The sequence below is a fragment of the Agrobacterium sp. 10T429 genome (genome assembly GCF_056393925.1).
Genome location: NZ_JBFTGV010000005.1, coordinates 96,226 through 121,925 on the forward strand (window position 1 = coordinate 96,226; position 25,700 = coordinate 121,925).

General features: G+C 60.1%; 21 protein-coding genes. 13 read left to right on the plus strand and 8 right to left on the minus strand.

The features are described 5' to 3' along the window. Nucleotides 1-70: 70 nt before the first annotated feature. Nucleotides 71-994 (plus strand): helix-turn-helix domain-containing protein, encoded by a 924-nt coding sequence (locus AC1DCP_RS13500; RefSeq protein ID WP_145166907.1) that lies wholly within the window; start codon nucleotides 71-73, stop codon nucleotides 992-994. On the opposite strand, the gene AC1DCP_RS13505 is transcribed toward AC1DCP_RS13500, so the two are convergent. Beyond that, nucleotides 964-1,725 (minus strand): IclR family transcriptional regulator, encoded by a 762-nt coding sequence (locus tag AC1DCP_RS13505; RefSeq protein ID WP_004431042.1) that lies wholly within the window; start codon nucleotides 1,723-1,725, stop codon nucleotides 964-966. The genes AC1DCP_RS13500 and AC1DCP_RS13505 overlap by 31 nt on opposite strands. Before the next feature lie 137 nt (nucleotides 1,726-1,862). Between AC1DCP_RS13505 and AC1DCP_RS13510 the strand changes: the two genes are divergently transcribed. The 9 genes from AC1DCP_RS13510 to AC1DCP_RS13550 all read left to right on the plus strand — a co-directional run bounded on the left by AC1DCP_RS13510 (nucleotide 1,863) and on the right by AC1DCP_RS13550 (nucleotide 11,260). Next, nucleotides 1,863-2,570, plus strand: a complete 708-nt coding sequence (locus AC1DCP_RS13510; protein ID WP_013762375.1) for a 3-oxoacid CoA-transferase subunit A — start codon at nucleotides 1,863-1,865, stop codon at nucleotides 2,568-2,570. Beyond that, on the plus strand, nucleotides 2,567-3,262 hold the full coding sequence (locus AC1DCP_RS13515) for a CoA transferase subunit B (RefSeq protein WP_004431045.1): 696 nt from the start codon (nucleotides 2,567-2,569) through the stop codon (nucleotides 3,260-3,262). Before AC1DCP_RS13510 ends, AC1DCP_RS13515 begins: the two co-directional genes overlap by 4 nt. 10 nt (nucleotides 3,263-3,272) lie before the next feature. Beyond that, a complete protein-coding gene (gene pcaF, locus AC1DCP_RS13520; protein ID WP_019567006.1) occupies nucleotides 3,273-4,478 on the plus strand; it encodes a 3-oxoadipyl-CoA thiolase in 1,206 nt (401 codons plus the stop codon). A 403-nt stretch (nucleotides 4,479-4,881) separates the two neighbouring features. Further along, on the plus strand, nucleotides 4,882-5,910 hold the full coding sequence (locus AC1DCP_RS13525) for a LacI family DNA-binding transcriptional regulator (RefSeq protein WP_060642650.1): 1,029 nt from the start codon (nucleotides 4,882-4,884) through the stop codon (nucleotides 5,908-5,910). Nucleotides 5,911-6,192: 282 nt separating this feature from the next. Further along, nucleotides 6,193-7,134, plus strand: a complete 942-nt coding sequence (locus AC1DCP_RS13530; protein ID WP_112493261.1) for a sugar ABC transporter substrate-binding protein — start codon at nucleotides 6,193-6,195, stop codon at nucleotides 7,132-7,134. A 143-nt stretch (nucleotides 7,135-7,277) separates the two neighbouring features. Continuing rightward, nucleotides 7,278-8,177, plus strand: coding sequence for a sugar phosphate isomerase/epimerase family protein (locus AC1DCP_RS13535; protein ID WP_112494602.1), 900 nt, complete (start codon nucleotides 7,278-7,280; stop codon nucleotides 8,175-8,177). Between the two features lie 10 nt (nucleotides 8,178-8,187). Beyond that, nucleotides 8,188-9,198, plus strand: a complete 1,011-nt coding sequence (locus AC1DCP_RS13540; RefSeq protein WP_476774318.1) for a Gfo/Idh/MocA family protein — start codon at nucleotides 8,188-8,190, stop codon at nucleotides 9,196-9,198. A gap of 9 nt (nucleotides 9,199-9,207) precedes the next feature. Beyond that, complete coding sequence (locus tag AC1DCP_RS13545; RefSeq protein ID WP_476774319.1) at nucleotides 9,208-9,993, plus strand: TIM barrel protein; 786 nt, start codon at nucleotides 9,208-9,210, stop codon at nucleotides 9,991-9,993. A 220-nt stretch (nucleotides 9,994-10,213) separates the two neighbouring features. Next, complete coding sequence (locus AC1DCP_RS13550; RefSeq protein WP_174012362.1) at nucleotides 10,214-11,260, plus strand: LacI family DNA-binding transcriptional regulator; 1,047 nt, start codon at nucleotides 10,214-10,216, stop codon at nucleotides 11,258-11,260. Between the two features lie 10 nt (nucleotides 11,261-11,270). Here AC1DCP_RS13550 and AC1DCP_RS13555 read toward each other — a convergent pair whose 3' ends face one another. The 6 genes from AC1DCP_RS13555 to AC1DCP_RS13580 are packed head-to-tail and all read right to left on the minus strand — an operon-like array spanning nucleotide 11,271 to nucleotide 19,417. Further along, nucleotides 11,271-12,329: a carbohydrate ABC transporter permease gene (locus tag AC1DCP_RS13555; protein ID WP_013762383.1), complete on the minus strand. Its 1,059-nt coding sequence runs from the start codon at nucleotides 12,327-12,329 to the stop codon at nucleotides 11,271-11,273. 2 nt (nucleotides 12,330-12,331) lie between these two features. After that, nucleotides 12,332-13,327 (minus strand): carbohydrate ABC transporter permease, encoded by a 996-nt coding sequence (locus AC1DCP_RS13560; protein ID WP_004431062.1) that lies wholly within the window; start codon nucleotides 13,325-13,327, stop codon nucleotides 12,332-12,334. A 1-nt stretch (nucleotide 13,328) separates the two neighbouring features. After that, the gene (locus tag AC1DCP_RS13565) at nucleotides 13,329-14,435 is read right to left on the minus strand and encodes an ABC transporter ATP-binding protein (protein WP_038495122.1); all 1,107 of its coding nucleotides are present in this window, start codon (nucleotides 14,433-14,435) and stop codon (nucleotides 13,329-13,331) included. Next, complete coding sequence (gene pglB / locus AC1DCP_RS13570; protein WP_476774320.1) at nucleotides 14,435-15,787, minus strand: polygalacturonase PglB; 1,353 nt, start codon at nucleotides 15,785-15,787, stop codon at nucleotides 14,435-14,437. The genes AC1DCP_RS13565 and pglB overlap by 1 nt, the downstream gene beginning before the upstream one ends. Continuing rightward, nucleotides 15,784-16,878, minus strand: a complete 1,095-nt coding sequence (bglB, locus tag AC1DCP_RS13575) for a beta-galactosidase BglB (protein WP_013762386.1) — start codon at nucleotides 16,876-16,878, stop codon at nucleotides 15,784-15,786. Before bglB ends, pglB begins: the two co-directional genes overlap by 4 nt. Before the next feature lie 13 nt (nucleotides 16,879-16,891). Then, nucleotides 16,892-19,417 (minus strand): hypothetical protein, encoded by a 2,526-nt coding sequence (locus AC1DCP_RS13580; RefSeq protein ID WP_476774321.1) that lies wholly within the window; start codon nucleotides 19,415-19,417, stop codon nucleotides 16,892-16,894. A 194-nt stretch (nucleotides 19,418-19,611) separates the two neighbouring features. Here AC1DCP_RS13580 and AC1DCP_RS13585 point away from each other — a divergent pair, with 194 nt between their 5' ends. Next, complete coding sequence (locus tag AC1DCP_RS13585; RefSeq protein ID WP_004431072.1) at nucleotides 19,612-20,892, plus strand: ABC transporter substrate-binding protein; 1,281 nt, start codon at nucleotides 19,612-19,614, stop codon at nucleotides 20,890-20,892. 231 nt (nucleotides 20,893-21,123) lie between these two features. Beyond that, nucleotides 21,124-23,106, plus strand: coding sequence for a phosphatase PAP2 family protein (locus AC1DCP_RS13590; RefSeq protein WP_476774322.1), 1,983 nt, complete (start codon nucleotides 21,124-21,126; stop codon nucleotides 23,104-23,106). A 56-nt stretch (nucleotides 23,107-23,162) separates the two neighbouring features. On the opposite strand, the gene AC1DCP_RS13595 is transcribed toward AC1DCP_RS13590, so the two are convergent. Further along, nucleotides 23,163-24,311, minus strand: coding sequence for an ROK family transcriptional regulator (locus AC1DCP_RS13595; RefSeq protein WP_060642789.1), 1,149 nt, complete (start codon nucleotides 24,309-24,311; stop codon nucleotides 23,163-23,165). 145 nt (nucleotides 24,312-24,456) lie between these two features. Here AC1DCP_RS13595 and AC1DCP_RS13600 point away from each other — a divergent pair, with 145 nt between their 5' ends. Further along, complete coding sequence (locus AC1DCP_RS13600; protein ID WP_013762391.1) at nucleotides 24,457-25,686, plus strand: ABC transporter substrate-binding protein; 1,230 nt, start codon at nucleotides 24,457-24,459, stop codon at nucleotides 25,684-25,686. Nucleotides 25,687-25,700 lie beyond the last annotated feature (14 nt).

Below are 25,700 nucleotides of genomic sequence, written 5' to 3' on the forward strand. Positions count from 1 at the left end.
GACAAGCTCAATGGACTTTCTGATCCGTAAATTGCACAATTCGACCATGATGCGGGGAGCTGGGGGTGACATGCGGGTTGCGGCGAATGAAGGCCTATATGGCGAGGAGACAGCGCAAGGAACCGCTTTCCGCTTTCATTGCGAGACGCTTTTTTCCAGAAGCAGCCTGCATCGCTTTGAAATCGGCCTGCACCGGCATGCCGCGTTCCTGCAAATCTTGTACATTTGGGGCGGCGAGGGCGATGCGTTGCTGGATGGCCGCACCGAGGCTATCCGCCCACCGGTCGCCATTGTCGTACCGCCGGGTTTCGAGCACGGCTTTCGTTTTTCGCGTGATATTGGCGGGGTGATCGTCACCGTGCTGCCGGGCGCGCTTGCCGCATCCGTACAGGCGCTGCTGCTGCGGAATTTCCAGCAGCCCGTGTTGTTGCCGTTGCAGGATTTCTCCGAGGGCGAGCGATTGCGCAGGGATTTCGAACATATCTCCGCGGAGTATGAAAGCCACGAGATAGGCCGGGAGGCCATGATCGAAGGTCAGCTTGCCACCGTGGCTGCGCTTCTTGCGCGAGCGGCGCGGCCTCTACTGGAGAGAACCGGGGAAGGCCCTGCGGAACAGCGCTTCGAACTCCTGCTGTCACTGATCGCCCGACATATTCGCGAGCCGCGCAAGGCGGCGTTTTATGCGCAGAAGCTCGGCCTTTCCGAGACCCATCTCAACCGTCTCGTCCGTTCCGTTTCCGGCCTCAGCCTGCAACGGCTTGTCGCCAGGCGACAGATCGAGATCGCCCAGCAGGAACTGATCTTCACCGTATCGACCGTGCAGATGATTGCGGAAGATCTCGGTTTTGCCGACCCGGCCTATTTCAACCGCTTCTTCAAGCGGGAAACAGGCATGACACCGCGGGCATGGCGATTGGCTGAACGGCGGAAAATGGGAGATGACGGCGCGGCTTCGGCCTCACCTCAGGCAAGCATTCTTCCCAGTTCACGCTGAACGGAAAGCAGTGCCGGCAGATATCGCTCCACCAGATCGTCCATCGACGCTACCGAGGCGGCAAGCCCGACATTGAGTGCTGCGACCGTCTGCCCGCGCACGGTTTTCACCGGCACGGCGATGGAGCGAAGGCCGATCTCCACCTCCTGATCGATCAGGGCATAACCACGATTGCGGGTCGCCTCGAGTTCGTCGAGCAGGGCGTCGATACCGGTCATCGTCTTTTCCGTCCGTGCCACCAGCCGCGAGTGTTCCAGGACCTCGCGCTGCCGTTCCGGTGTAAGGGCTGAGAGGAGAACGCGGCCCATGGAGGTGCAATAGGCGGGCAGGCGCGAGCCAGGCATGAGGGCGATGGACATGACCCGCTGCTGGGCGGCGCGCGCCACATACACGATTTCGGTATCGTCCAGAATGGAGACTGATGTGCTGTGGCCGATCTCTTCCGAAAGACGGTCGAGAAGGGGCTGGACGATGCGCGGCAGCGGCATGGTGGCAAGACAGCCGGTGCCAAGCCGCAGCACCTTGGGCGTCACAGTGAAGAACTTGCCGTCATAGGCGGCGTAACCCATTTCCGACAGTGTCAGCAGACAGCGCCGCGTGGTGGCGCGGTCAAGGCCTGCGATGTCAGCGGCATCTGATATGGACAGGCGCGGGCGCTCGGCGCTGAACGCCTCGATCACCTTCAGCCCCTTGGCGAGACCGCCCATCATGTCTCTTTCATTGACGGCCATGTCACGCTCCATTTGTGCGATATACGAACAAAAATCATATAACGCACAAAATTGTTGCCGTCGAGGCGGATTCGGATTTAGCTCTGCGCCAAAGCAGCCTTGCGAGTTCCCATTGCTGGGCTGGATGGAGGATTGATATGGACAAGACAATCAAGAGCGCGACTGATGCCATTTCCGGTATCGGCGACGGCGCGACGGTGATGATCGGCGGTTTTGGCGGCTCCGGCGCGCCCATCGAGCTGATCCACGCCCTGATCGACAAGGGACCGAAAAACCTGACGGTCATCAACAACAACGCCGGCAATGGCCGTATCGGCATTGCCGCAATGATCGATGCGGGCATGGTCAAGAAGATGATCTGCTCGTTTCCGCGCTCTTCCGATCCGCGCGCTTTCACCGACAGATATCTGGCCGGCGAAATCGAGCTGGAACTTGTGCCGCAGGGCACGCTTGCCGAGCGTATCCGTGCCGGTGGCGCGGGCATCCCGGCATTCTACACCCCGACTGCCTTTGGTACGGAGCTTGCCAATGGCAAGCCGATCGCCGAATTCGACGGCCGGTCGTATGTTCAGGAACGCTGGCTGAAGGCGGATTTCGCCATCGTCAAGGCTGAGCTTGGCGATACCTACGGCAATCTCACCTATAACAAGGCGGGGCGCAATTTTAACCCGCTGATGTGCATGGCGGCAGCCACCACCATCGCCCAGGTCTCCAAGATCGTCGCTGCCGGCGAGATCGACCCCGAGCATGTCGTCACGCCCGGCATTTTCGTCAACGGCGTCGTGGAAATCGCCAATCCGCAACAGGAAGAAATTCTCATTCGCGCGGGAGTAGCCTACGCATGACCCAGCCAATCAACACTCGCGACGATATCAAGCTTTCCAACGCCCAGATCGCCTGGCGCGCGGCGCAGGACATCGAGGATGGCGCTTACGTCAATCTCGGTATCGGTTTTCCTGAAATGGTCGCCCGTTACCAGCCGCCCGGCCGTCAGGCTATCTTCCACACCGAAAACGGCATCCTGAATTTCGGCGAAGCGCCGCCGGAAGGTGAAGAGGACTGGAACCTCATCAATGCCGGCAAGAAGGCCGTGACGCTGAAGCCGGGTGCCTCCTTCTTCCACCATGCCGACAGCTTCGCCATGGTGCGCGGCGGGCATCTGGATGTGGCGATCCTCGGCGCCTATCAGGTGGCGCAGAATGGTGATCTCGCCAATTGGCGCGTTGGCTCCAAGGGCGTGCCCGCCGTTGGCGGCGCCATGGATCTGGTGCATGGCGCCAAGCAGGTTTTCGTCATCACCGAACATGTGACGAAGAACGGCGAGCCGAAGCTTGTCGAAAAATGCGCCTTTCCGCTGACCGGCGTCGGCTGCATCACCCGCATCTACACCAGCCATGCGGTGATTGACGTCGTGGATGGCCGTTTCGTTTTGCGCGAAAAGCTGGCGGCGATGAGCTTCGATGAATTGCAGGCCATGACCGGTGCGCCTCTCCATGTCGATGGCGAAGTCGCCGATCTTGTCGCCCCGGAACTTTGAGGAACAACCGATGACCGATGCATTCATCTGCGACTATATCCGCACACCGATCGGCCGTTTCGGCGGTGCATTGTCTTCAGTGCGGGCTGACGATCTCGGTGCTGTGCCCTTGCGGGCGCTTGTCGAGCGTAACCCGTCCGTGGATTGGGAAGCCGTTGAGGACGTGATCTTCGGCTGCGCCAACCAGGCGGGCGAAGATAACCGCAATGTTGCCCGCATGTCGCTGCTGCTGGCCGGCCTGCCGGTTTCGGTGACCGGAACCACGATCAACCGGTTGTGCGGTTCGGGCATGGACGCTGTCATCGCCGCTGCCCGTGCCGTCAAATCCGGCGAGGCGGAATTGATGATCGCAGGCGGCGTGGAAAGCATGAGCCGCGCGCCCTTCGTGCTGCCCAAGGCCGAAAGCGCCTTTTCACGCAACGCCGAAATCTACGACACGACCATCGGCTGGCGTTTCGTCAACCCGCTGATGAAGGCGCAATATGGCGTCGATTCCATGCCGGAGACCGGTGATAACGTCGCCGTCGATTATCAGGTCTCCCGCGAAGATCAGGACGCCTTTGCCGTTCGCAGCCAGCAAAAGGCAGCCGACGCGCAGGCCAATGGCCGCCTCGACAAGGAAATCGTCTCGGTCACGATCCCGCAGCGCAAGGGCGATCCGCTGGTGGTGTCTAAAGACGAACATCCGCGCGCTACGAGCCTTGAAGCTCTTGCAAAGCTGAAGCCTGTCAACAAGCGCGACGGTGCGACAGTGACGGCGGGCAATGCATCCGGCGTCAATGACGGTGCGGCGGCCCTCATCATCGCTTCGGCTGAAGCCGCAAAGAAATACGGCCTGACGCCGATTGCCCGCATTCTCGGCGGAGCAACTGCCGGCGTTCCGCCGCGCGTCATGGGCATCGGCCCTGCGCCTGCCTCAGCCAAGCTTCTGGCGCGTCTCGGCCTGAAACAGGAAGAGCTTGACGTGATCGAGCTGAACGAAGCCTTCGCCAGCCAGGGTCTCGCAACGCTTCGCCAGCTCGGCATTGCCGATGACGATGCGCGGGTGAATGCAAATGGCGGCGCGATTGCGCTTGGGCATCCGCTTGGGATGTCCGGTGCGCGCATTGCCGGCACCGCAGCACTCGAGCTTTCTCTGACCGGCAAGCGTTATGCGCTTTCGACCATGTGCATCGGCGTCGGGCAGGGCATTGCCGTGGCGCTCGAGCGGGTCTGACGGGACCGCGGCATTCGGTTCTGTTGAACGGTCCGGATGCCGCTGCCGCCGTGTCTTCACCTATGTCGGCAGGTGCTCAGGAACTCCACGCTTGATTTTCTCGCGTTGGTGCATTCCAGCTCCCCTCATTCCTGTGCTTGTCACAGGAATCCAGCCGACGCGGGTCTGCGCGGCGGAGGGAGCCTTTTCGGCCCAAGGATTTGGGCTGGCTGGATCTCTGTGACAAGCACAAAGATGAGGGACGTGGATAAGCAGGCCTCGCACCAGACACCCCAGCCATCAATATTTATGCCGCGTGCTATGGCACCCCTCGCCGAAATCTCGGTTTGCGTTGGATTCTATCACGATCCGTGACATGTTTTGCGGGGTATGACAGGATTCTTTCCGTGTAAGGGGTGTCTTCATGAAGCGTCCGACAATCACAGATGTTGCAAACGCCGCCGGCGTCAGCGTTGCGACTGTCGACAGGGTATTGAATGGTCGCCTGCCGGTGCGGGAGGAAACCTCGCGGCGGGTGTTCGAGGCGGCGGAAAAGATCGGTTTCCATGCCACCAACATCATCCGCCAGCGCATGCTGGCCGATCTGCCGTCCTATAATCTCGGAATCATTCTGCGGAAAGAACGGCACTCCTTTTACCAGACATTTGCCGACGAGCTGGAGCTTGCGGCGCGCAACGTGAGGGATCGCCATCTGAACCTGCGCATCGAATTTGCGCAGTCGGGCGAGCCGAGCGAGCTTGCGGGCCTTCTGACGGCCATGAAAGGTCGGGTGCAGGCCGTGGCGGCCACCGGGCCTGACCATCATGACGTTACGGCGGCCGTTGAGGCGCTGAAGGCGAAGGGTATTCCCACCTTTTCCCTGCTTTCCGATTTCGCGCAGGGTGTGCGGGAGGCCTATCTTGGCGCGAATAACATGAAGGTTGGGCGCACGGCGGCGTGGATGATCTCGCGGCTGGCGCGCAGCAAGGGCAAGGTGCTGCTATTGCTCGGTGGCCACCGTTTTCACGGCCATTCACTGCGGGAAACCGGTTTTCGCAGCTATATCAGGGAATATGCGCCGGAATTCGAGGTGATGGACGCGCTGATCACGTTGGAAACGCGGCGGCTGACCTACGAGCTTGTCATGGACACCATCGCCAAACACCAAGATCTCGTCGGCATCTATTGCATCGGCGGCGGCATGGAAGGTGTGATCGAGGCCTTGCAGCAGGAGAACCGCCAGGAAACCATCGTCTGCCTCGTCAACGAGTTGACGCCGGAATCCCGTCAGGCGCTGCTTGAGCGGCGTATTACCGGCGTGTTCCAGACACCGCTTCGCGAACTATGCACGGACCTCGTTGCCACGATGGTTCACACCATCGAACACGGCATGGCGGAAACGCCGGGACAGAGATTTGTGCCCGCTCATCTATGGGTTCCTGAGAGCCTTTGATGGTTTGATAGATTCTATCATAAATGCAGCGTCTATTTCTATCAGCCATGATGGTTTTTCCCGCCGAAGACGCGTTGACGCCGGCCCCGGACTAGGATCATGGTGCCGGCATGTGGAGCGGGCAGGAGGCTGATCCACGACAATAACGATGTTTCAAGGTTGCCAAACGCCGCAGATGTCCATCTTCGGCGACGGGTATCCTTTTGCCGGCGATCGGCTGTGGCGCGATGCACTTGCGGCTGTGCGACCGGTTTCTTTTCAAGAGTTTCGGAGGAGGATGACATGAAAAGACATTTTGCGATTGCGGCTCTGGCCACCATGCTGGCGACCACGGCTTCGGCTCAGACCATCGGCGTTTCGATGGCCCTGTTCGACGACAATTTCCTGACCGTGCTGCGTAACGGCATGATCGACTATTCGAAGGGCATGAACGGTGTCTCGCTGCAGATCGAGGACGCCCAGAACGATGTCGGCAAACAATTGAGCCAGGTGCAGAACTTTGTCGCCGCTGGCGTCGACGCCATCATCGTCAATCCCGTTGATACGGATGCGACGGTGGCGCTTTCGCAGGCGGCTGCCGCAGCCGGCATTCCGCTTGTCTACGTCAACCGCCAGCCGGTCAATCTCGACAACCTGCCGGACAAGCAGGCCTTCGTCGCTTCCGATGAAAAACAGTCGGGAACCTTGCAGACGCAGGAAGTCTGCCGGCTTCTGAAAGCTGCCGGCAAGACGGAAGCCAAGGCAGTGGTGATGATGGGCGAACTCTCCAACCAGGCGGCTCGCATGCGGACCGAGGACATCAAGGAGGTCGTCGCCACACCGGATTGCAGCTTCATCAAGCTCGTTGAGGAGCAATCAGCCAACTGGTCGCGCACGCAGGGGTCGGACCTGATGACCAACTGGCTCTCGGCTGGCGTTGAGTTCGATGCGGTGATTTCCAACAATGACGAGATGGCGATCGGCGCGATCCAGTCGCTGAAGGCGGCCGGCCGGCCGATGGACGGCGTCATCATCGCGGGTATCGACGCGACCCAGGATGCACTTGCCGCGATGGCGGCGGGCGAACTGGATGTCAGTGTTTTCCAGAATGCCGCCGGCCAGGGCAAGGGCGCGGTGGATGCCGCGCTGAAACTCGCCAAGGGCGAGACGATCGACAAGAAGGTCTTCGTGCCCTTCGAACTCGTCACGCCCGCCAACCTCAAGGATTATCAGGCGAAGAACTGAGGCCAGCATTCACTGGGAAAGCCGGCAATAAACCAAGGGGCCGCTCATGGACAAGCAGGCCCAAGGCCGCGGTCTCTTCTCCCGGACCGCGGCCTAACCTGTCCGCAACGACCTCAACAGATACCGACGACAAGGAAGCGTAAATGCGCATCGCCATCGACCCGTTCATGCACCGCCATCTCAGCCTCGAAGCCCTTCCCGCCAAAGTTAGGGAGCTCGGCTACGACTGGATCGAGCTCAGCCCGCGCGCCGATTTCCTCGAATGGTTCAAGGCGCCACGCGTGTTTCCCGAAAGGATCCGCTCGTTCAAGAAGGCGCTGGCGGCCGAAAACGTCAAGATTGCCTCGCTGCTGCCGATGTATCGCTGGGCCTCCAATGACGAGACCGAGCGGCAGGCGGCAGTGAAGCACTGGAAACGCGCCATCGAGATCGCCGTCGAACTGGAGGTCGATACGATGAACTCCGAATTTGGCCGTGGACCGCATCCCGACAAGGGTTCCTGCTATTGCTGCCATACCGGCTCGATGATCGAGGCCTGCGAGGATTCCTGGTGGCGTTCAATGGAAGAACTTGTGCCGATCTTCGAGCGCGAAGGCATCAATCTGCATGTCGAGCCGCATCCGGAAGACTGGTGCGAGACACTTCAGCCGGCGCTCGACATCATCCGCACCGTCAATTCGAAGAATGTGAAGTTTCTCTATTGCGCCCCGCACACCTTCTATTTCGGCGACGACACCAAGGCGATGCTGCGCGAAGCGAAGGATGTGCTCGCCCACGTGCATGTCGGTGACACCTTCAATCACAAGGCCAGTTCAGGGCTGCGCTACATTCTCAACCCGCCCGGCACGCAGGCGCGCGTGCACCAGCACTTGAACATCGGCCAGGGTGAGGTGCCGTGGGACGACTTCTTCGGCACGCTTTCCGAAATCGGCTTCGACGGCATCATGACTTCCTGTGTTTTCGCGTGGGAGGACAGGGCCGATGAATCGGGCAGGTTCATGTGCGCCGAGATCAACAACTATATCGAAAAATACCGCAAGTGAGGTTTTTCCCATGACTGTGAGAATTGGTGTCATCGGCACCGGGGCGATTGGCCGTGACCATGCCCGCCGCATCAATAAGGTCCTCGGAGGCGCAAAGGTCGTGGCGCTGAGTGACGTCAACCCTGCATCCGCCGAGGCGGTGAAGAACGACATTGCTGCGGACGCCGTCACTTTCGCCACCGGCGAGGAACTGATTGCATCGCCGGATGTGGACGCCGTTCTGGTGACATCCTGGGGTGCCACGCATGAGCAATATGTGCTGGCCGCCATTGCCGCCGGCAAGCCCTGCTTTTGCGAAAAGCCGCTGGCGACAACGGCGGAAGGGGCAAAGCGCATCGTTGACGCCGAGGTGGCGCAGGGCAAGCGGCTTGTTCAGGTGGGCTTCATGCGCCGTTATGACGCCGGTTATGTGGCGTTGAAACAGGCCGTCGACACCAAGATCGGCGCACCGATCATGGTGCACGCCGCCCATCGCAATCCGGCGGTTCCGGAGCAATATGTGACTGCTATGGCCATCCACGACACGATGATCCACGAGATCGACGTGCTGCGCTGGCTGCTCGACGATGACTATGTTTCGGCGCGGGTCCTCTTTCCCCGCTCGGCGGCCAGAAGCCATGCACAGCTGAAGGATCCGCAGATCGTCATTCTGGAGACCACCAGGGGCACGCTCATCGAGGTCGAAATTTTCGTCAATTGCCATTATGGCTATGATATTCAGTGCCAGGTGGTGGGAGAGGATGGCATCGCCAGCCTGCCGGAGCCGATGTCCGTCCAGACCCGCCTTGGCGCCAAGCTACAGAACGATATCCTGACAGACTGGAAGGATCGCTTTATCGCGAGCTATGATGTCGAGCTGCAGGATTTCATCCATGCGGCGGCGAAGGGGACTGCGGCCGGACCAAATTCCTGGGACGGTTACGTGGCCGCCATCACATCCGATGCCTGCGTCACCGCGCAGGAAACCGGTGGCGCTGCGGTCGCCATCGACCTTCCCGCGCGTCCTGCCCTTTATAAGTGAGGATATCTCATGCGTTTTGCCATCAACCACATCACCGCACCAAAACTCTCCCTCGGGGACTTCTTCGCGACAGCGCGCAATCTTGGCCTTAGCGAAGTCGAAATCCGCAACGACCTGCCTGACATCGTCGGCACGGTGGACCCGGCTGCCGTGAAGGCCGCGGCCGAAAAGGCCGGTGTGACCATCATCTCCATCAACGCGCTTTATCCCTTCAACGTCTGGTCGGGTGATCTGCCAAAAAGGGCAGTCGTGATGGCTGATTACGCCGCCGCAAGTGGTGCGAAGGCGCTTGTCATGTGCCCGCTCAACGAGGGCCGACAGGTACCGTTCGACGATCTCGTGGCCGCGCTCAAGGCCATGAAGCCCATCCTCGAGGAACGTGGGCTGACCGGCCTTGTCGAACCGCTCGGTTTCCCCGTCTCTTCGCTGCGTACCAAGGCTGAGGCCGTCAAGGCCATCGACGCGGCAGACGGGGGCGATGTCTACAGGCTGGTGCACGACACTTTCCATCATCATCTGGCAGGAGAGACGGTGTTTTTCCCCGAACGCACCGGCCTCGTCCACATATCAGGCGTGACAGACCCCGCCGTCTCCGTCGCCGACATGCTGGACGCCCACCGCGTTTTTGTGGATAGCGATGACCGGCTGGAGAATCTTGCCCAGATCAGGACGCTGGAGGCAGCTGGCTACAAGGGGCCTTACAGCTTCGAGCCTTTCGCGGCTGAGGTGCATGAGTTGAAAGACCCGGCTGCTGCCGTCAGAGACAGTATCGACCATATCTCCAAGGCGCTATGACCGCCTCACCGCCTGCGGTTTGCTGCAGGCGGTGCTTGCGTTCGAATACAGGCTGATTGGTAGAAAACACAGAGAAATCAATTCCGCTTTTACGGATGATGCTGTAATCTTTGCATGACAGAACAGAGCAGCAATCGGGCTCGGGTATTCTTGAAATCAACTGCTTTGTGCCGGTTTCTTGCCCGCCCCATCCTTAAAAGAGTGGGTGAATTTCCCTTTTATGAAAATAGACAGGAAAACGACGCTTAAGGATGTGGCGCAGCAGGCAAATGTTTCGCTTAGCACCGCTTCGCACGCCCTTAACGGCACGGCCCCCCTGACCACGCTGGTGCGCGAGCGGGTGCTGGAAGCGGCCCGTTCGCTCGGTTATCTCGAAAACCGCCGGCAGAAGGCGACGATTGCGACCCTGCGCGTGGTGTTGCTGGCAATGACCAACGATGCGGCTCCGCAAAGTGATCTCAACATGGTCAGCTGGACGATGCTGAACGGCTTCCGGCGCGAATGCGAACGGCGCGGCATTCGCATCGTTCCCTTCGTCAGCGCCACAAGCCGGCTTGACCCTGTCGCGGTGGCGCAGGCGGCGGATGCCGACAATGTGGATGGCATCGTGGTGTTGAACGATGACCGGTCGCAACTGGTTCAGGCGCTTTCGGCGCTCGGCAAACCGGTGGTGCTGATCAATGGCGAGGACCCGGCCATGATCGTCGATACGGTGACGGCCGAGAACCGTTTCGGCGCCCGCCTCGGCATCGAGCACCTGCTTTCCCTTGGGCACCGCAATATTCTGCACATTACCTGGAAGGGGCGCACGACGATCCGCCGCCGTTTCGACGGCTATAGCGACGCATTTCTTGCGGCGGGGTTTCCGGTGCCTGCGGATATGGTCATTGAGGTGGAGAGTTATGAACCCCAATGGGGCGAAACCGCCATTCGTCGCCTGCTGGCCGAGGAGCGCCCGCTCAGAAATGCAACGGCGATTTTCTGCGCTGCCGACAATCTGGCGCTCGGCTGTCTGAAAGCACTGACGGAAGCCGGTGTCCGGGTTCCCGATGATGTTTCGGTATTGGGTTTTGACGATATCATGCCGGCGGCCTTCAGTGCGCCACCGCTCAGCACCGTTCAATTGCCCGCCGACAGGCTGGGTGGTGCGGCACTTTCCCTGCTGGAGCAGCGGCTTGTCGCCGCCGACCCGACCCGGCCTGCGCACCGGCTGGAACTTGGCTGTCGACTTGTGCTGAGGGGCAGCATCGCACCGCCCCCCAAGTGATACCGAGCTTTTACTTCATGCCCGTCCCAGCAATGCCTGTCGTGATATAGCGTTGCAGGAACAGGAACACGACGGTAACCGGCGCCAGGCTGAGGAAAGTCATGGCAAGAATATAGTGCCATTGCACCGAGAACTCGCCCTGGAAGGCGTTCAGGCCCACCTGCAGTGTGAAGTTCTCGCGGCTGCTGAGGACGATCAACGGCCAGAGGAAGTCGTTCCAGCGCCACAGCACCGAGAAGATTGCGAGAACCGCTAGTGCAGGTGCCGTCAGCGGCAGGATGATGCGCCAGAAGATGCGGAATTCGCTGGCCGCATCGACGCGTGCGGCTTCGATCAGTTCGTCCGGGATCGTCAGCATATATTGCCGGAGCAGGAACACGCCGGTTGGCGTCGCGACGGTGGGAATGATGACACCCCAGAGATTGTCGACGAGGCCGACACCGACGATAACAAGATAGGCTGGCACCATGACGACGGTAAGTGGGATCATCAGCGTGGAGATGATCAGCACGAAAATCGCCTTCTCGCCGCGGAAGCGGTATTTCGAGAGAGCAAACGCCGCCATGGCGTTGACGATCAAGGTTAAAACGGTCGCGACAACAGTGACGAAGACCGAGTTTTTCAGGAAAGTCAGAAAGTTGAACTGGGTCAAGGGATCGGTGAAATTCTGCGTCGCGATCGTCAGTTTCTGGACGGGCGACATTTCGCGTGTGTCGACGCTGACCGGCGGGCCGGGATTGGCCGGATCCACCATCTGCGCCTTGATGCCAACGCGCCGGACCATGGCCATCTCCCGCTCCATGCCGTCGATGGTGACGGTCCAGAGGCTGAGCGGCCTGTCATAACCTGGAACTTCCACCTGCACGGCGGCGCGCGGCAGAAGGCTCGGCGGAAACCGTGTGATCTCGGCTTCCGGCTTCAGCGAGGACATGGCGGCCCAGACAACGGGTATGAGCACCGCGAGCGTTCCGCCAATGAGCCACACCCAGGAGAGAATATCGGTGAGACCGATCCTGCCGGGGCGGCGGGTTCGCGTCAGGAAAGTGACTGCGTTTATATTGCCGGACATTATCAGGACTCCATCTTTTTGCCGAGGCGCAGTTGCACGAGCGTCAGCGCGAGAAGAACAAGGCCCATCAGAACCGATGCGGCGGATGCGAGGCCGAAGAGCCTGAGATCGCTGCCAAAGGCCATCTGGTAGATATATTGCACCACGAACGTGTTGGCCGTGCCCGGCCCGCCGCCATTGGTCAAAACCCAGGCTTCATCAAATATTTGCACTGAGCGGATCATCAAAAGGATCAGTACGACGAGAAGGTTGGGAGCCAGCAGCGGCAGGGTGATGCGCAGCAATGTGCGTCGGGGCGAAGCGGCGTCGATTGCGGCTGCTTCATAAAGGTCTTTGGGAATGGCCTGCAGCCCGGCCAGCAGGATGAGCGTGTAAAAGCCCATGTGGAACCAGACGGATACGACCACGACGAAGAAGCGCGACCAGCCGACATCCAGCAGGAAGATTTCCGGCGGCACGCCGAGCATCTGGAAGAAGGCGTTCAGCAGTCCGTTGCGGTCAAGAAACCATTTCCAGATGAGGCCGATGACAACAGGTGACAGCAGCACGGGATAAAAGAACATGGCGCGGAAGAAGCCGCGCGCGGCAATCGCCCTGTTAAGAATGAGGGCCGTGACCAGCGCGACGAACAGCGTGGCGACAACGTTGAAGCCGACGAACCAGAGCGTGTTCCAGATCGCTGTCCAGAACAGCGATTCCCGGCAGCTTCCAGGGTCCATATAGCTCTGGCAATCGAGCAGCTTGCCGAAATTCTCCAGACCGACAAAGGGGCGGTCGGTGATCAGCAGCTCGGTGCCGCCGGTAAAGGCGTAACCGACGGCAATGGCAATCGGCAGGAAGGTGAAGATGCCGAAGAGAACGAGGTTCGGCATCAGGAAAATATAGGGCATGCGCCTTTTGCCGATCAGCCGCTCTATGAGGTTGAGCGGCACTTCGGCAATCGCCATCACGGCGTCGAGCACGCGGTCGGACAGTCTCGCAAGCGTCGGATTGGCCATGCTAGTCTCTCCCGTGGCTGTCAAGGCGCGGCAGCGCCAGTTCGGTTTCGGGGTCGAAGACATGCACCCGTTCGCGCGCCGGCATGATGTTCAGAATTGAACCTGAAGCGGGTGCGAAGTGGCCAGCCTGGTGCACGATGATCTGCTCTTTCTGGCCCTGAAGATTGCCGTAGAGATAGGTCTCGGTGCCGAGGCTCTCGTGATACTGCACCTCGAAGGGCAGGCCCTTTTCCTGCGTGATGACAAAATGCGAGGGGCGGATGCCCGCCAGAACTGCCTGTCCGGGGGTAGCCACGGCGGGATCGACGAGGCAGGGCAGGGACACGCCGTATCCGGTGTCGATTGCGAAACCGCCGTCGCTGCCGGCGACGAATGTGCCCTTTAGTATGTTCATGCGCGGTGAACCGAGGAAGCCGGCGACGAAGAGGTTGCGCGGATTGTCGAAAAGCTCGAGCGGGCTGCCAACCTGTTCGATGCGGCCTGCACGCAGCACCACGATCTTGTCGGCCATGGTCATGGCTTCCACCTGATCGTGGGTCACATAGATCATTGTCGTCTTGATATCGCGATGCAGCCTTGTGATTTCGGCGCGGGTCTGCACGCGCAGCGCCGCATCGAGGTTCGACAGCGGCTCGTCAAACAGGAAAATGTCAGGCTCGCGCACGATGGCGCGGCCGATGGCGACGCGCTGGCGCTGGCCGCCGGAAAGCTGTTTCGGCTTGCGGTCGAGATAGGGTTCGATGGCCAGCATGCGTGCCGCCTCGTTGATGCGGCTTTCGATTTCCGCCCGCTTGAAACGCAGGTTTTCAAGGCCGAAGGCGAGGTTCTTGCGCACACTCATATGTGGATAGAGCGCATAGGACTGGAAGACCATGGCGATCTTGCGCTCGGCCGGCGAGAGCGCGCTGACGTCGCGTCCGCCAATGCCGATGGTGCCTGACGTCACATCCTCAAGGCCGGCGATGATGCGCAGCAGCGTGGATTTTCCGCAGCCGGAAGGACCGACGAAAACGACGAATTCCCCGTTCTCGATCTGAAGATCGATATCATGCAGGACATGAACGGCACCGAATGCCTTGTTGAGGTTTTCCAGCTTTAGACTTCCCATTACCTGCTCCCTTCGGGCAAGGTCGTCTCTGCGACGATCTCTTTTGCATTCCAGCCCTCGGGTAAGGGCATCGTTCTTCCAATGGCAACGTCGCGCGCAGAAAATCCGTGAACGCCGGACAGATAGACCGCAGGCATGCCGCCGGGGTAATCTTCAAGTCCGACGATCCTGCCGTCTGCGCTGCGTGTCCAGGCATTGGCGCGCCCGGCAGCTTCCGGGCTTGGTGCAATGTCCGCATTGGTCGGGCGAAGATCATATTGCAGGCCGGTGCCGAGTTTGCCGGGCTGCTGCGACAGTGAAATGCGCGCGAGCGTGACATTGTGGATGCCGGCGCTCGAGGTGGCGACGAGGTTTATCGCCCCTTCCATCGAGCCGCTCACGTCTTCCACCACAAGGTTTTCAACCTTACCGGCCTGACGTTCCGGCCGGCGGTCTACCACGGTGACAGTCACGGCTTCGCCCGATCCCCAGAACCCGCCCGGCGTTTCGTGGCACTCCGCCTCGATCCGCGAAAAGCGGATATTGCGCATGGCGCCGCCATCGCGGGAGAAAAGGCCGATGCCGCGATTGGATGCGATGACTTTGCAGTCTTCGAACGCCACGTCGGTGAAATCGCCGAAGGATTCCGTGCCGAGCTTCAAGGCGCAGCTCATGCTTGAGACAGTGCAGCGGCGAACCGTGATATCGGCGCAGGCGCCAACAGCCTTGCCATCCGGTCCGGCGCTGGTCTTCAGGCAGATACCGTCATCGGCGGTGGAGATGGAGCAATCCTCGATCAGTGCGCGCCGGCAGGCATCCAGCACGATGCCGTCGGTGTTGGGCAGGCGGCGATCGTTTTCGACACGGATGTTGCGGAAACTCAGATCTTCGCAATCGACCATGTGCAGGGTCCACATTGGCGAACCGCTGACGACGAGGTTTTCAAGGCGAACGTCGCGGCAGGATTCCAGAACCATGACACGCGGCCTCTTTTTCGCGGGCACATAGGTTCCCATGGCTTCGTCGTCATCGATGATGAAGTTCTCACCGCCAGCCTCGATACGGCCGGGGCCGGTGACGGCGATGTTGCTCGCGCCCTTTGCGACGATCATGCCGCGGTCGGAATCCTCGGCGATGACAGAAACGGACGTATGGGCAAAGGCGTCGTAGTCGGAAATCGGCGCAAGCACCGCGTCTTGTGCAAGGTGAAGTTCCACGCCGCTTTTAAGATGAAGGCCGCCGCTGACATGCCGTCCGGCCAAGAGCGACACGACGCCGCCGCCTGCAGCCGATGCTGTATCTATTGCCTGCTGGATATCGGCAGTGGCGTCACGTCCCTCGGCGGCTATGGTGATATTGGTGTGAGCACTCATGATGCCTGCGGCCTCTTCAGAAAGACGTCGATCAGGAGCAGCATCGTCAGCGCCTGCCCATAGGGTGTCGGCAAATTGGGAATGCGGCGGTAGAAATCGAGGTCGTGGCCCATGGGCGTCCCGTCCGACACACCGTGCACGACGCCTTCGTCATCGATATTGCCCAGCACCGCCTTCAGCGCCCGCTCGGCATGGGCGCGGTTTTCTTCGCCGAGAATACCTGCCTCGATGCCGCGCAGAATGCCATAGGCGATGCCAGCGGTTGCCGACGTCTCGACCGGCGAAGTCGGATCGTCGAGGAGCGTGTGGAACATGCCATCCTCGCGCTGATACTGGCGCAGCGAACGCACCTGGCTTGCAAGCACATTGGCGAGGAAACGTTTGTCCTTTTCGGCAAGCGTCGGCACCAGTTCGAAGAGTTCGGGGATTGCAACGGTGATCCACGAATTGCCGCGTGCCCAGAAGGCATGCGCAAAATTGTGGCGTCCGATGAAGGTCCAGCCGTGATACCACAGCCCGGTCACGGGGTCTGACAGGTAACGCGCATGGATCATGAACTGGTAGACTGCCTCATCGATCCAGTCCTGACGTTTGCAGACCACACCGGCGCGTGCAAGGAACAGACAAGCCATGAACAGCGTGTCGTCCCAGAGTTCACCCTCGTTAAGCCGCTCCTTGACCACGTGCTGGAAGCCGCCATCTTCGGTTTTCGGCAATTTGTGCACAAGCCAGTCGGCCCAGTCTTCTACCAGCGCCCGGAAATCCGGCCGGTCGACATGTTCGGTGAGGATGACGAGCGGCAGCATTGGCGCGGAACTGTTGATCTGGCGTGGCGGCAGGCCACGATCGATCTGCCAGCCGTACCAGGTCACGAGATCGTCCAGAGCTTTCTGGTCGTTTGCGGCAAGCGCCCGGCGCAGGAAGCCGTAAAGCCCAACGCCCACTTCCCAATCCCATTCATCGAACTGGATCTTGCCGTCGGAACTGCCGCTTGCCAGGCCTTCCTGTATGCCCTTGAGGCGGCTGAAGGCGGCGGCGACGCTGTCGATCGTCGTTCTGAGAGTGTCTTTCTCGATGCTTTGCTGGTTCATCTGGTCATTCCGCTTAGGAGTAAAATGGCTGTGCCACGCCGTTGCCTGCGGCGGTTTTGGCACTGTCGAAGGTGATCTGTGGCTGTGGCTGCTCGTGGTCGAAGGCCATGGCTTGCCCGCCGATGATGAAGTTGCCGTCCCAGTTGAGGGAGAGTTCGGGGCCACCGGGCGGTGTGACAGACAGCAGGCGCCTGTCGGCGTCGAACATGACCTGCGTGGCGAGAATTCTTTCGCGGAAGTGCGCGAATGCGTTCGTATCTCCGCAGCCGATAATGCCGATCCAGCCAGCGCGGCGGCCAGGTGATCTGATCTCGCGGTCGGCGGTGGCGCCTGCTGTTACAGGTTCAAGCCCATTGGTCGCATAAAGTGCTGCAAAGCCGCGGCCCGCGCGGGTGATGAGCCAGTTACCCTTCGTCACCACCTCGTCCAGCCCGTCGCGACCGAGATAGGCATGGGTCCAATCATTGCGGTGATCATCCGTATCGAAGACCATCATGGCGATATCCCGGTGCTGCGCCACGCGCGGCAGGATGCCGCTGCCCGCCCAATAAGAGGGGCGCTGCGTGCCCCAGGGGTCGTCTTCGCCCGGATGGTTGACCCACAGCCGCGCCATCGGATGGCCGGCAAGCTTGATGTCCATGACGTGCTGCTGGTGGCCCTTGCGACCTGTCTTGTGGTCCACCACAGTGGAAAGCTGGGCTGCTTCGTTCTTGAAGAGCACGAGTTTGCCCGGCTCCAGTCCCTGCGCATAACGCGCCTCAACCATGCGGCCGCCTGTCAGTTGCGACAGGGCGGCAAGATGCGGTGGCGGCAGGTAATCTCCACAGCAGAACATCGGCAGCGAGGCGACGCCATTGTTGAGCCAGCCCTGACCGAAGGCAACTTGCGCAAAAGGTGCCAGTTCCGTCAGCGGCCCGGCGCGCAGCTCCTTGTCATAGGCTCTGCCCTGGGAACCGGAGGGAACGCCACCAAGCGTGTGCAGAGCGATCATTTCGAAAATGAGATCGAGCTGGTGGCGGGCGCGGGCGGCAAGTTCCGGTTCGGCCCAATGTTCGATGGCGAGAAGGCCGATGAAATCCACCGGGTAATAGGCGGCCGAATTCCATTCGGCGAGACCGTGCGCCTCGACGCTGTCGAACCAGCGCTGCAGCCGGTCTGCGGCCAGCAAAGCCTGCTCCCTGCCGGTGCGCCCGGAGGCGCTGAAGATGGCGTCCGGCAGATAGTCTCCCGCGAGCAGCTGGCTGGTATGGAAGCACAGAACGTGGTTTTCGCTCCAGAACCACATGACGTCGTTGCCGGGTTCGTCCACCCAGTAGCGATAGGAGAGAATAGAAGAGTTGATCCGCTCAAGCATCTGAGGGGGAAGCCGGTCACCATAGGCGCGCACCAGCCAGACAAGCGGCACCAGCACGAAATCGGAGCAATCCTCACGCCGGTCGATGGACCGCAGCGTTGCGTCGACGATGCCGGAAATCGTCTTCATGTCACCGCTGCCGGTAGCGACCATTGCCAGCGCGCGGCCGATGCGCCATGCACCAAAGCGGGCGCTGAAGGACAATGCCGCTTTCTTTCGCTCGGCAATATCGGTGGCGGCCGGTTGTGGCGCCATATCGCCCATGAAGGCTGCGTCGATGACGCGCGTTACCGTTCCGGCACCTGAACCCATGGTGATCCTGACGCCATGATATCCGTCCGAAATGCCTGCCGTCTCGGGGATCGTCAGGGTCGATTGCCCGGCTTTCAACACGGTATCGACCTCGGCAAGGGCGGCGCGCTCGTGGCCGTGGCTTTTCACCGCAATGTGGACGGGAAGGTCGCTGGCAGGTGCTGCCCCGAAAACCAGCTCGAGGGCCGCGCCGGAAAAAACGTCGCGTGCGGGGCGAACATCGCGCACCAGTGCGGCAAGACGTTTCGTTTCTTCCCGGTCGAGCGGCACCGGCAGCACGACGGTGAGCGGCGTGGCGTCCGTAACCTCAAGCTCGAAGAACCAGATGATGTCACGTTCCGCCAGATCTTCGCAAAGCAGCAGCACTTCGTTATCACCGGCCGCAAGTTCGAGCGTGATATCGCGGCTGCTTTCGACATTGCGGATAAAGGGCTCAAAGCGGACCTGTTCCACGCCGGCCACCCAGATGCGCACGCCGCCGCAGGTGCGCAGCCGGAAATGCGCCTGTCTTGTGGTGTCGCTGCGGAACGTGCCCTTCAGCCAGCGCTGCACATGGGTCGGAACGTGCCAGAAACCGGTGAATTCAACGCGTCGGTTAGAACCCGGCAGGTTGAGGTGCGAAACCGTAAAGCTGGAGTCGGGCGCGATGTCACGGCCGATCATCGTCTCTTGAAAGGCCTTGCGGCAGGGCAGGTCGCCAACATCCACAAAGCCGTTGATGAAGCGATAATCGACCCGGTCTTCCGCCGGTGCCGCAATTCCCGGAAATGAGGTTTCCACCAGATCCGAGACGATCCAGGCGGTAACCGTTTCGCTTGGCGGTACGGTATATGTGGGCTGCGACATGCCCGTCGCCAATGGTGCATCCGTCATAATGGATCGCCTCCCGTCGATCTTTATGAAATTATTTTCACAAATCTATTTTCGCTTTGTTGCGTCGATTTGTGCGATTTAGCGGAAACAAACAGCTTGACGTTTATTCTGTCAAGTCGCAAAACAAGCGAAATCGAATTAAGACGAGGAGCTTCAATTCGATTTGTGAAAAGTTTTTCATTGGGAGGATGAGCATGCTGAAACTGTTTTCGGGCGTCAGCGCCCTCGTATTGGCCTCTATCGCCGGCCTTTCGGTCGCAGAGGCCGAGACAAGAACGATCACGTTCCTTTTTACGGATGACGACCAGGGTTATGTGCAGCGCATGTCTGAACTCAGCAAGGAGTTCGAGGCGGCCAATCCGGGCGTGAAGATCAACTTCGTGTCTTCCGGTTATGATGCCGTTTCCAAGCAGCTGCCAGTACAGCTTGCGGTGGGCGAGGGGCCGGATGTTGCCAAGATCACCGACTGGCAGCTCGCTTCCTACTATCTCGACATGCGCCCCTACATGAAGGATGCGGATGGCTTTGCCAAACTGCACGGCTCGAGCCTTGCCCAGCTTCGTCTGCCTGGTGTCAACGATCCGCAGTCGATCAACGGTTACATGGCCTCGCAGACGCTGAACCTGCCCTTCGTCAACAAGACGCTGTTCGAGCAGGCGGGTGAACCCTTGCCCGGCCCGACCGCGAAATTAAGCGAGATTGTCGAGGCGTCCGCCCGCGTCGCCAAGTCGACCGGCGTGCAGATTCCCTTCACCATGGACCGCTCCGGCCACCGCTTCTCCGGCGGCGCCTTCGCTTATGGTGCGACCTATGTGAAGGACGGCAAGTTCAGCTTCCCCGACGACGCGGCGAAAAAATACATCTCCGACATCTACTCATGGACGCAGAACGGCAGCTTCCCAAAGGAAATGTGGGGTGCTGCGGGTGGCTCGCAATACAAGAACATGGGCGATGAATTCGTCAACGGCAATGTCGTGACCTATCTGGCAGGCAACTGGATGGTCAATCCGTTCCAGAACAAGATCGGTGACAGCTTCGAATGGACCGCGATCAACGCCCCCTGCGGCGATGCCGGTTGCTATGCCATGCCCGGCGGCACGGCGATTGTCGGCTTCAAGCGCACCAAATATCCCGAAGACGTCGCCCATTTCGTCGAATTTCTCGGCTCTGAAAAGGTGCAGCGGGAAATCGCCGAAAATTACGTGATCCTGACGGGCGCCGAAATCGTCGATCCGCAATACAAGCTGAAGAGCGAAAACGCCAAGGCGGCGATGAAGGTCTTTCTGGACAACAAGAAGAATGTGCCGCAGGCCGCCCGCGAATTCGAGCACGCCAAGGGTGGCACTGCCATGTATCAGCAGATCGTCCAGCGCATGAGCCAGCTCATCGTCGGCGAACTGACGCTCGACCAGACCTACAAGGTCCTGGAAGACGATGTCGCCAAGATCAATGAGGCCGTTGCGGTCAAGAAATGATGAGCGCCCGTTCTTTCATCACGAAATAACGATGCTCTCGATCTGCCCGGAGTTATGCTCCGGGCATACTTCGCCGCTTGTTCGCCGGCTGTTGTGGCATATGCGATCTGACTTAATCAGCAAGTCGAAAAAAAACTGCAATACGCCCGGCATAAAAGCTGACGGCGAGGCGCGCCGGAAGCTGCGTGCGCGCTTCGTCACGCGTCATCCGCTGAAATCATAGGATTCGTCATGGCTAAACTGAAGATGTCGTCTTTTCCGTTCGTGCGGTCGGCCTTGCTTGCCTCCGTCGCATTGCTGGTTCTTGTCCCGAACGCACAGGCATTCGAGCGCACTCAACCCGCAGGTCAGGGTTATGCCATTACGGTACCCGAACCCGCAGCAAGATATCCGTTGCCGCTTTCCGACACCTATCGCAACCAGACTGGCAAGAATGCCAAGGGCGAAGACGTCCGTGCCTATGACGACCGCGACAATCCCGTCATCGAAATCCTCTCGGGTTTTAATCGCATCTGGACGCTGGGCGATGAAGAATGGGCGGATGGCGGCGCCAATGGCGACGGTCCTGCCGATTTCAGCCATGTGAGGGCCGTCAATCCCGCTGTGTGGCAGGAAAACATGCGTTACGTGCTTTCCGTAACCGGTGAGAACCGCACCCCCGCCGCGGCCTTGAACGCCTATATGAAAGACCGCCGCTCGCAGGGTTACAGCATGATCGACGGCATGGGGCCGCTTGCTCCGTGGTATCGCGAAGGCGCGGGCGCGACGACGACCATCAACCACACCCTGGCGGATTTCGATCCGAACGAGGTCATCACGCGCAAGGAAGAGGACAAGGGCACCGAGGCTGGAGCGGCCGATTCCGAGTTGAAGGATGTCGTGGCCCTCATGAAGGTAATGCGTGGCCCGGAAGGCACGACGTCGCCAGCGAAATATTTCTATTCCACGCCGCGCCCATGGCGCATGAATGCCAAGGGCGAGGTGATAGAGACAGGCACCGAGACCATCGGCGACCGCAAGTTTGAAACTTACGAAACCGATCCCGGCGTCATTGTGCCCGCGCTCAAATATGCGCGCGAGAACCGTGGACGCGGCAAGGATGGCGGCTTTCCGAGCGGTCACACCAATGCCGCCTATCTCGCCGCCATCACTTATGCCTACGTTGTGCCGGAGCGGTTTTCCGAATTGCTGACTGCCGCTTCCGAGCTTGGCGAAAGCCGTATCGTTGCAGGGATGCATTCGCCAGTCGACGTGATCGGCGGCCGCATTACGGCCACCGCGATAGCTGCCGCTATTCTGCAGGATCCGAAAAACGCCGATCTCAAGAAGGCCGCGCATGATGAATTGCAGGCCTATTTTGCCAAACGCTTACCAGCGGGACAGTCCCTGATCGACTTTGCCCATAGCGCGAAACCGGATGTAGACCCTTTTGCGGATGCCGCGACCAACGAGGCTGATTATCGCCGGCGTATGACCATGTCCTTCAGCCGCGACAAAACCGTTGGCGATGCGCCCATGGTGGTGCCGAAGGGTGCCGAGGTTCTGCTGGAGACACGCCTGCCTTATCTCGATGCCGCGCAACGCCGCGCAGTCCTGTTCTCCACCGGTATCGAGGCCGGTTATCCGCTGCTTGACGACAGCAATGGCTGGGGCCGGATCAATCTGGTGGCCGCCGCTGCCGGTTATGGTGCCTTTAACGGCGATGTCGACGTGACAATGGATGCTGCAGCCGGCGGGTTCAATGCGGCTGACCGCTGGACGAACGATATTGCCGGGGCAGGGCGTCTCGTCAAATCCGGCAGTGGCGCGCTCACGCTCACCGGCGCCAACAGCTATAGCGGCGGCACCGTCTTGCAGGACGGAACGCTTGTGGCATCCTCCGCCAATGCGCTTGGTACAGGCGGCGTGCTTGTCTCCGGCGGAACGCTGTTGCTGAACGGCGACAGTGACATCGTCATTGGCGGCGATTATGCCCAGACGGGCGGCACGCTGGCGCTTGATCCGCAAAAGGCTCCGCTGCGGGTCAAGGGCAACGCGACGCTTGATGGTGCAACCCTGCGGCTCGACTTCGATGGCGCCGCACCCGCTGCCGGCACGCGCTTCAACGTCTTCGCCGCAGACGGCCTGACTGGCACCTTCGCTGCGATCGACGCGGGCAATGTGAAGGTGCGGCCGGTTTATACCGGCTCGGCGCTGTCCGTGGTGGTCGAATAGGCTGCGAGGCCAAGGTTTCGCGGGCGCGGTTTAATCGCCGCGCCCGGCCGGCCCGGTTACAGGAAATAACGGACCCTGAGCGGCAGCAGGGTGGCTCCGAGTGCCGAGGAATCTCCTTCTGTCTCGCTGAGCACCAGTTTTGCTTCCTGCGGCCCGATGCCGTAACGGTGTTCGCGTTGCGAGGGCATGTGTACACGTTCGATCATCATCCGGCCGAGTGCGCGCGGCAATTGTCCACCAAAGACGATCGCCTGTGGATCGAGAACCGCAATCAGGCTCGCCACCAGCCGGTCCACCTGCGGCATGGTCCGCTCAAGCCATTCCTCGACGCCCGGCCAGGCAGGGTCAAAATGCTGATAGAGCGCTTCGATCGAATCTATCTCGCTCCCGTGTTTCTGCAGCGTCGCGATCAGATATTGCAGCGCCGGCCGCCTGTCGGCTTCATCCGGGTTGAAGATGCCGCTGAATTCACCGGCATTGCCGTGAAAACCGTAGAAAGGCTGACCTCCCAGAATGAGGCCGCCGCCGAAGCCATAGTTGAAGGATAGATAGGCGAAGGTCTGGCACCACAGTCCCACGCCGCGAAGGCTTTCGCCGATCGCGCCGGTGGTTGCGTTGTTTTCCAGCCAGACTGGCAGACGGAATTTCTCTTCAAGGATCGGTTTCAGGTCCATCAGCGACCAGTCGCGCAATGGTTCCGGCGCGTTGAACGCCCGATCTTCCGACACGAAAAATCCCGACATTGAAAAGCCGAGGCCGAGCAGGCGTTCGCGCGGGATGCCGTGGTCCGCCAGCAACCGTTCCAGAGCGAGCGACAATGCGGCAAGCGTCATTTCGCGATCGCTGGGAAGCATCCGCAATTTTTCTTCGACAACCACCATGCAACGGAAATCGGCGATGCAGATCACCACGGAGTCAGTGTTGATGGAAATTCCGAGCGAATAGGCCGCCTCAGGCACCAGTTCAATGGTCGGGCTCGGCTGGCCACGCGTTCCTTTAAGCGGTGCGCCGGTACGCAAAAGGCCGCGTTCCAGCAGGCCTTCGATCAACCGATGCACGGATTGCTGCGTCAGGTTCGTGTGACCGGTGATTGTTGCACGGGCAATGGGGCCGTGGCGGCGCACTATATCGAGAATGAGGCGCTCATTCTCGCTGGCAAGCGGCTGGCGGTCGAAGGTCTGTCGCGGTGTCTTATCTGTTGTCATGGCCTTGGATAGCGGCTGCACAAGGCCTTCGCAACTCGGGCCGCGCACCGGGGACGGCATTTTTCACTGGACTGTCACAAATAATACACTTAGAGTGTAATAATAAGAGGCCGGTCAATAACGGATCCCCAGGAGGAACCATTCAATGAGCATGAAATTTATTGCGATCGCCGCGCTTGCGCTGGCGACGACGGTAGCGCCTTGCCTTGCGGCGGACACCAACATGAAGAACCTCGACTTCGATCTGTCGAAGGTCACGCGCGAAAATTTCTATGACATCGTCGTTCCCGCTGCCAAAGCGGAAGGCACGGTGACGATGTACAATTTTGCCGGCAGTTTCGCGGATACGTGGAAAGAACTGATCACCCGGTTCGAGGCCAAATATGGCATCAAGGTTACCTATAGCGACGTAAAGGGTGATCAGGCGAACCAGCAGCTCATCGCCGTGCAGGCGGCTGGGCAGGATTCACCCGTCGACGCCTATTTCGCTGGCGGTGGCGGTTATCCGCTTTTGTCTTCCAAGGGCGTCGTCGGCAATATTCCGCTGACGAAGATCTTGCCCAACATGGCCAATTACAATCCGGAACTGGCCGAGACCGTTTTCGGCAAGGCGCATGGCGGCAGTTTCCCTCTGGTGCATCTCAACCAGACCGCCCTCGGTTACGATTCCGCCTTCGTGAAAGCCGAAGACGTGCCGAACAGCTTCGACGATCTTCTCGTCTGGGCTGAAAAGAACCCGAAGCGCCTTGGAGTCACCCTGCCAGCCAAGGGCGGCTCCGGCGGCGGCTTCATCTATTCGGTGGCGCTCAATTATCTCACCGGCGACTGCCGCAAGCAGCTTACCGACTATAATCAGACGCTGCAGCAGGCCGAAGACTGGGCAATGACGTCCGAGTGCCTTACGCCGGTCTGGGATTATTACCGTCGTCTTCTTGCCGTGGCTGAACTGACAAACGGCAACGCCGACACGCTCAACCTGATCAACAACCAGCAGCTCTACATGGGCACCGTCTGGGAAGACCAGGTCATGAGCTTCCTCGGCACCAAGCAGCTGCCGGAAAGCTTCCGCGTCACGCTGCTGGAAAAAGGCCAGGTCGGCTCGGGCGATGCCATTTTCGTGCCGGCAAATGCCAAGAACGTCGCATCCGCGCTCCTTCTCATCGATATGGCGATGAGCAAGGAGTTCCAGCTCTGGAAGCTGGAGAACAAGGCTTCGCGCTCTCCGCGGGCGGATGTCACCAACGACCTGATGCCCAAAGCCGTACAGGAGCATGTTCTGCCGCAAAGCGTTTATCCCCGCCTGTCGGTTCCGGCGTTCTGGGACATGTCGACGGCCCTTGCCGAAGCGCTCGATGAAAAAGTGCTCAACCAGTAACACCTGCCCGGATC

Coding starts and splice junctions, on each gene's coding strand:
- AC1DCP_RS13500 (WP_145166907.1), top strand. CDS start 71: ATGCGGGTTGCGGCGAATGAAGGCCTATATGGCGAGGAGACAGCGCAA.
- AC1DCP_RS13505 (WP_004431042.1), bottom strand. CDS start 1,725: ATGGCCGTCAATGAAAGAGACATGATGGGCGGTCTCGCCAAGGGGCTG.
- AC1DCP_RS13510 (WP_013762375.1), top strand. CDS start 1,863: ATGGACAAGACAATCAAGAGCGCGACTGATGCCATTTCCGGTATCGGC.
- AC1DCP_RS13515 (WP_004431045.1), top strand. CDS start 2,567: ATGACCCAGCCAATCAACACTCGCGACGATATCAAGCTTTCCAACGCC.
- pcaF (WP_019567006.1), top strand. CDS start 3,273: ATGACCGATGCATTCATCTGCGACTATATCCGCACACCGATCGGCCGT.
- AC1DCP_RS13525 (WP_060642650.1), top strand. CDS start 4,882: ATGAAGCGTCCGACAATCACAGATGTTGCAAACGCCGCCGGCGTCAGC.
- AC1DCP_RS13530 (WP_112493261.1), top strand. CDS start 6,193: ATGAAAAGACATTTTGCGATTGCGGCTCTGGCCACCATGCTGGCGACC.
- AC1DCP_RS13535 (WP_112494602.1), top strand. CDS start 7,278: ATGCGCATCGCCATCGACCCGTTCATGCACCGCCATCTCAGCCTCGAA.
- AC1DCP_RS13540 (WP_476774318.1), top strand. CDS start 8,188: ATGACTGTGAGAATTGGTGTCATCGGCACCGGGGCGATTGGCCGTGAC.
- AC1DCP_RS13545 (WP_476774319.1), top strand. CDS start 9,208: ATGCGTTTTGCCATCAACCACATCACCGCACCAAAACTCTCCCTCGGG.
- AC1DCP_RS13550 (WP_174012362.1), top strand. CDS start 10,214: ATGAAAATAGACAGGAAAACGACGCTTAAGGATGTGGCGCAGCAGGCA.
- AC1DCP_RS13555 (WP_013762383.1), bottom strand. CDS start 12,329: ATGTCCGGCAATATAAACGCAGTCACTTTCCTGACGCGAACCCGCCGC.
- AC1DCP_RS13560 (WP_004431062.1), bottom strand. CDS start 13,327: ATGGCCAATCCGACGCTTGCGAGACTGTCCGACCGCGTGCTCGACGCC.
- AC1DCP_RS13565 (WP_038495122.1), bottom strand. CDS start 14,435: ATGGGAAGTCTAAAGCTGGAAAACCTCAACAAGGCATTCGGTGCCGTT.
- pglB (WP_476774320.1), bottom strand. CDS start 15,787: ATGAGTGCTCACACCAATATCACCATAGCCGCCGAGGGACGTGACGCC.
- bglB (WP_013762386.1), bottom strand. CDS start 16,878: ATGAACCAGCAAAGCATCGAGAAAGACACTCTCAGAACGACGATCGAC.
- AC1DCP_RS13580 (WP_476774321.1), bottom strand. CDS start 19,417: ATGACGGATGCACCATTGGCGACGGGCATGTCGCAGCCCACATATACC.
- AC1DCP_RS13585 (WP_004431072.1), top strand. CDS start 19,612: ATGCTGAAACTGTTTTCGGGCGTCAGCGCCCTCGTATTGGCCTCTATC.
- AC1DCP_RS13590 (WP_476774322.1), top strand. CDS start 21,124: ATGGCTAAACTGAAGATGTCGTCTTTTCCGTTCGTGCGGTCGGCCTTG.
- AC1DCP_RS13595 (WP_060642789.1), bottom strand. CDS start 24,311: ATGACAACAGATAAGACACCGCGACAGACCTTCGACCGCCAGCCGCTT.
- AC1DCP_RS13600 (WP_013762391.1), top strand. CDS start 24,457: ATGAGCATGAAATTTATTGCGATCGCCGCGCTTGCGCTGGCGACGACG.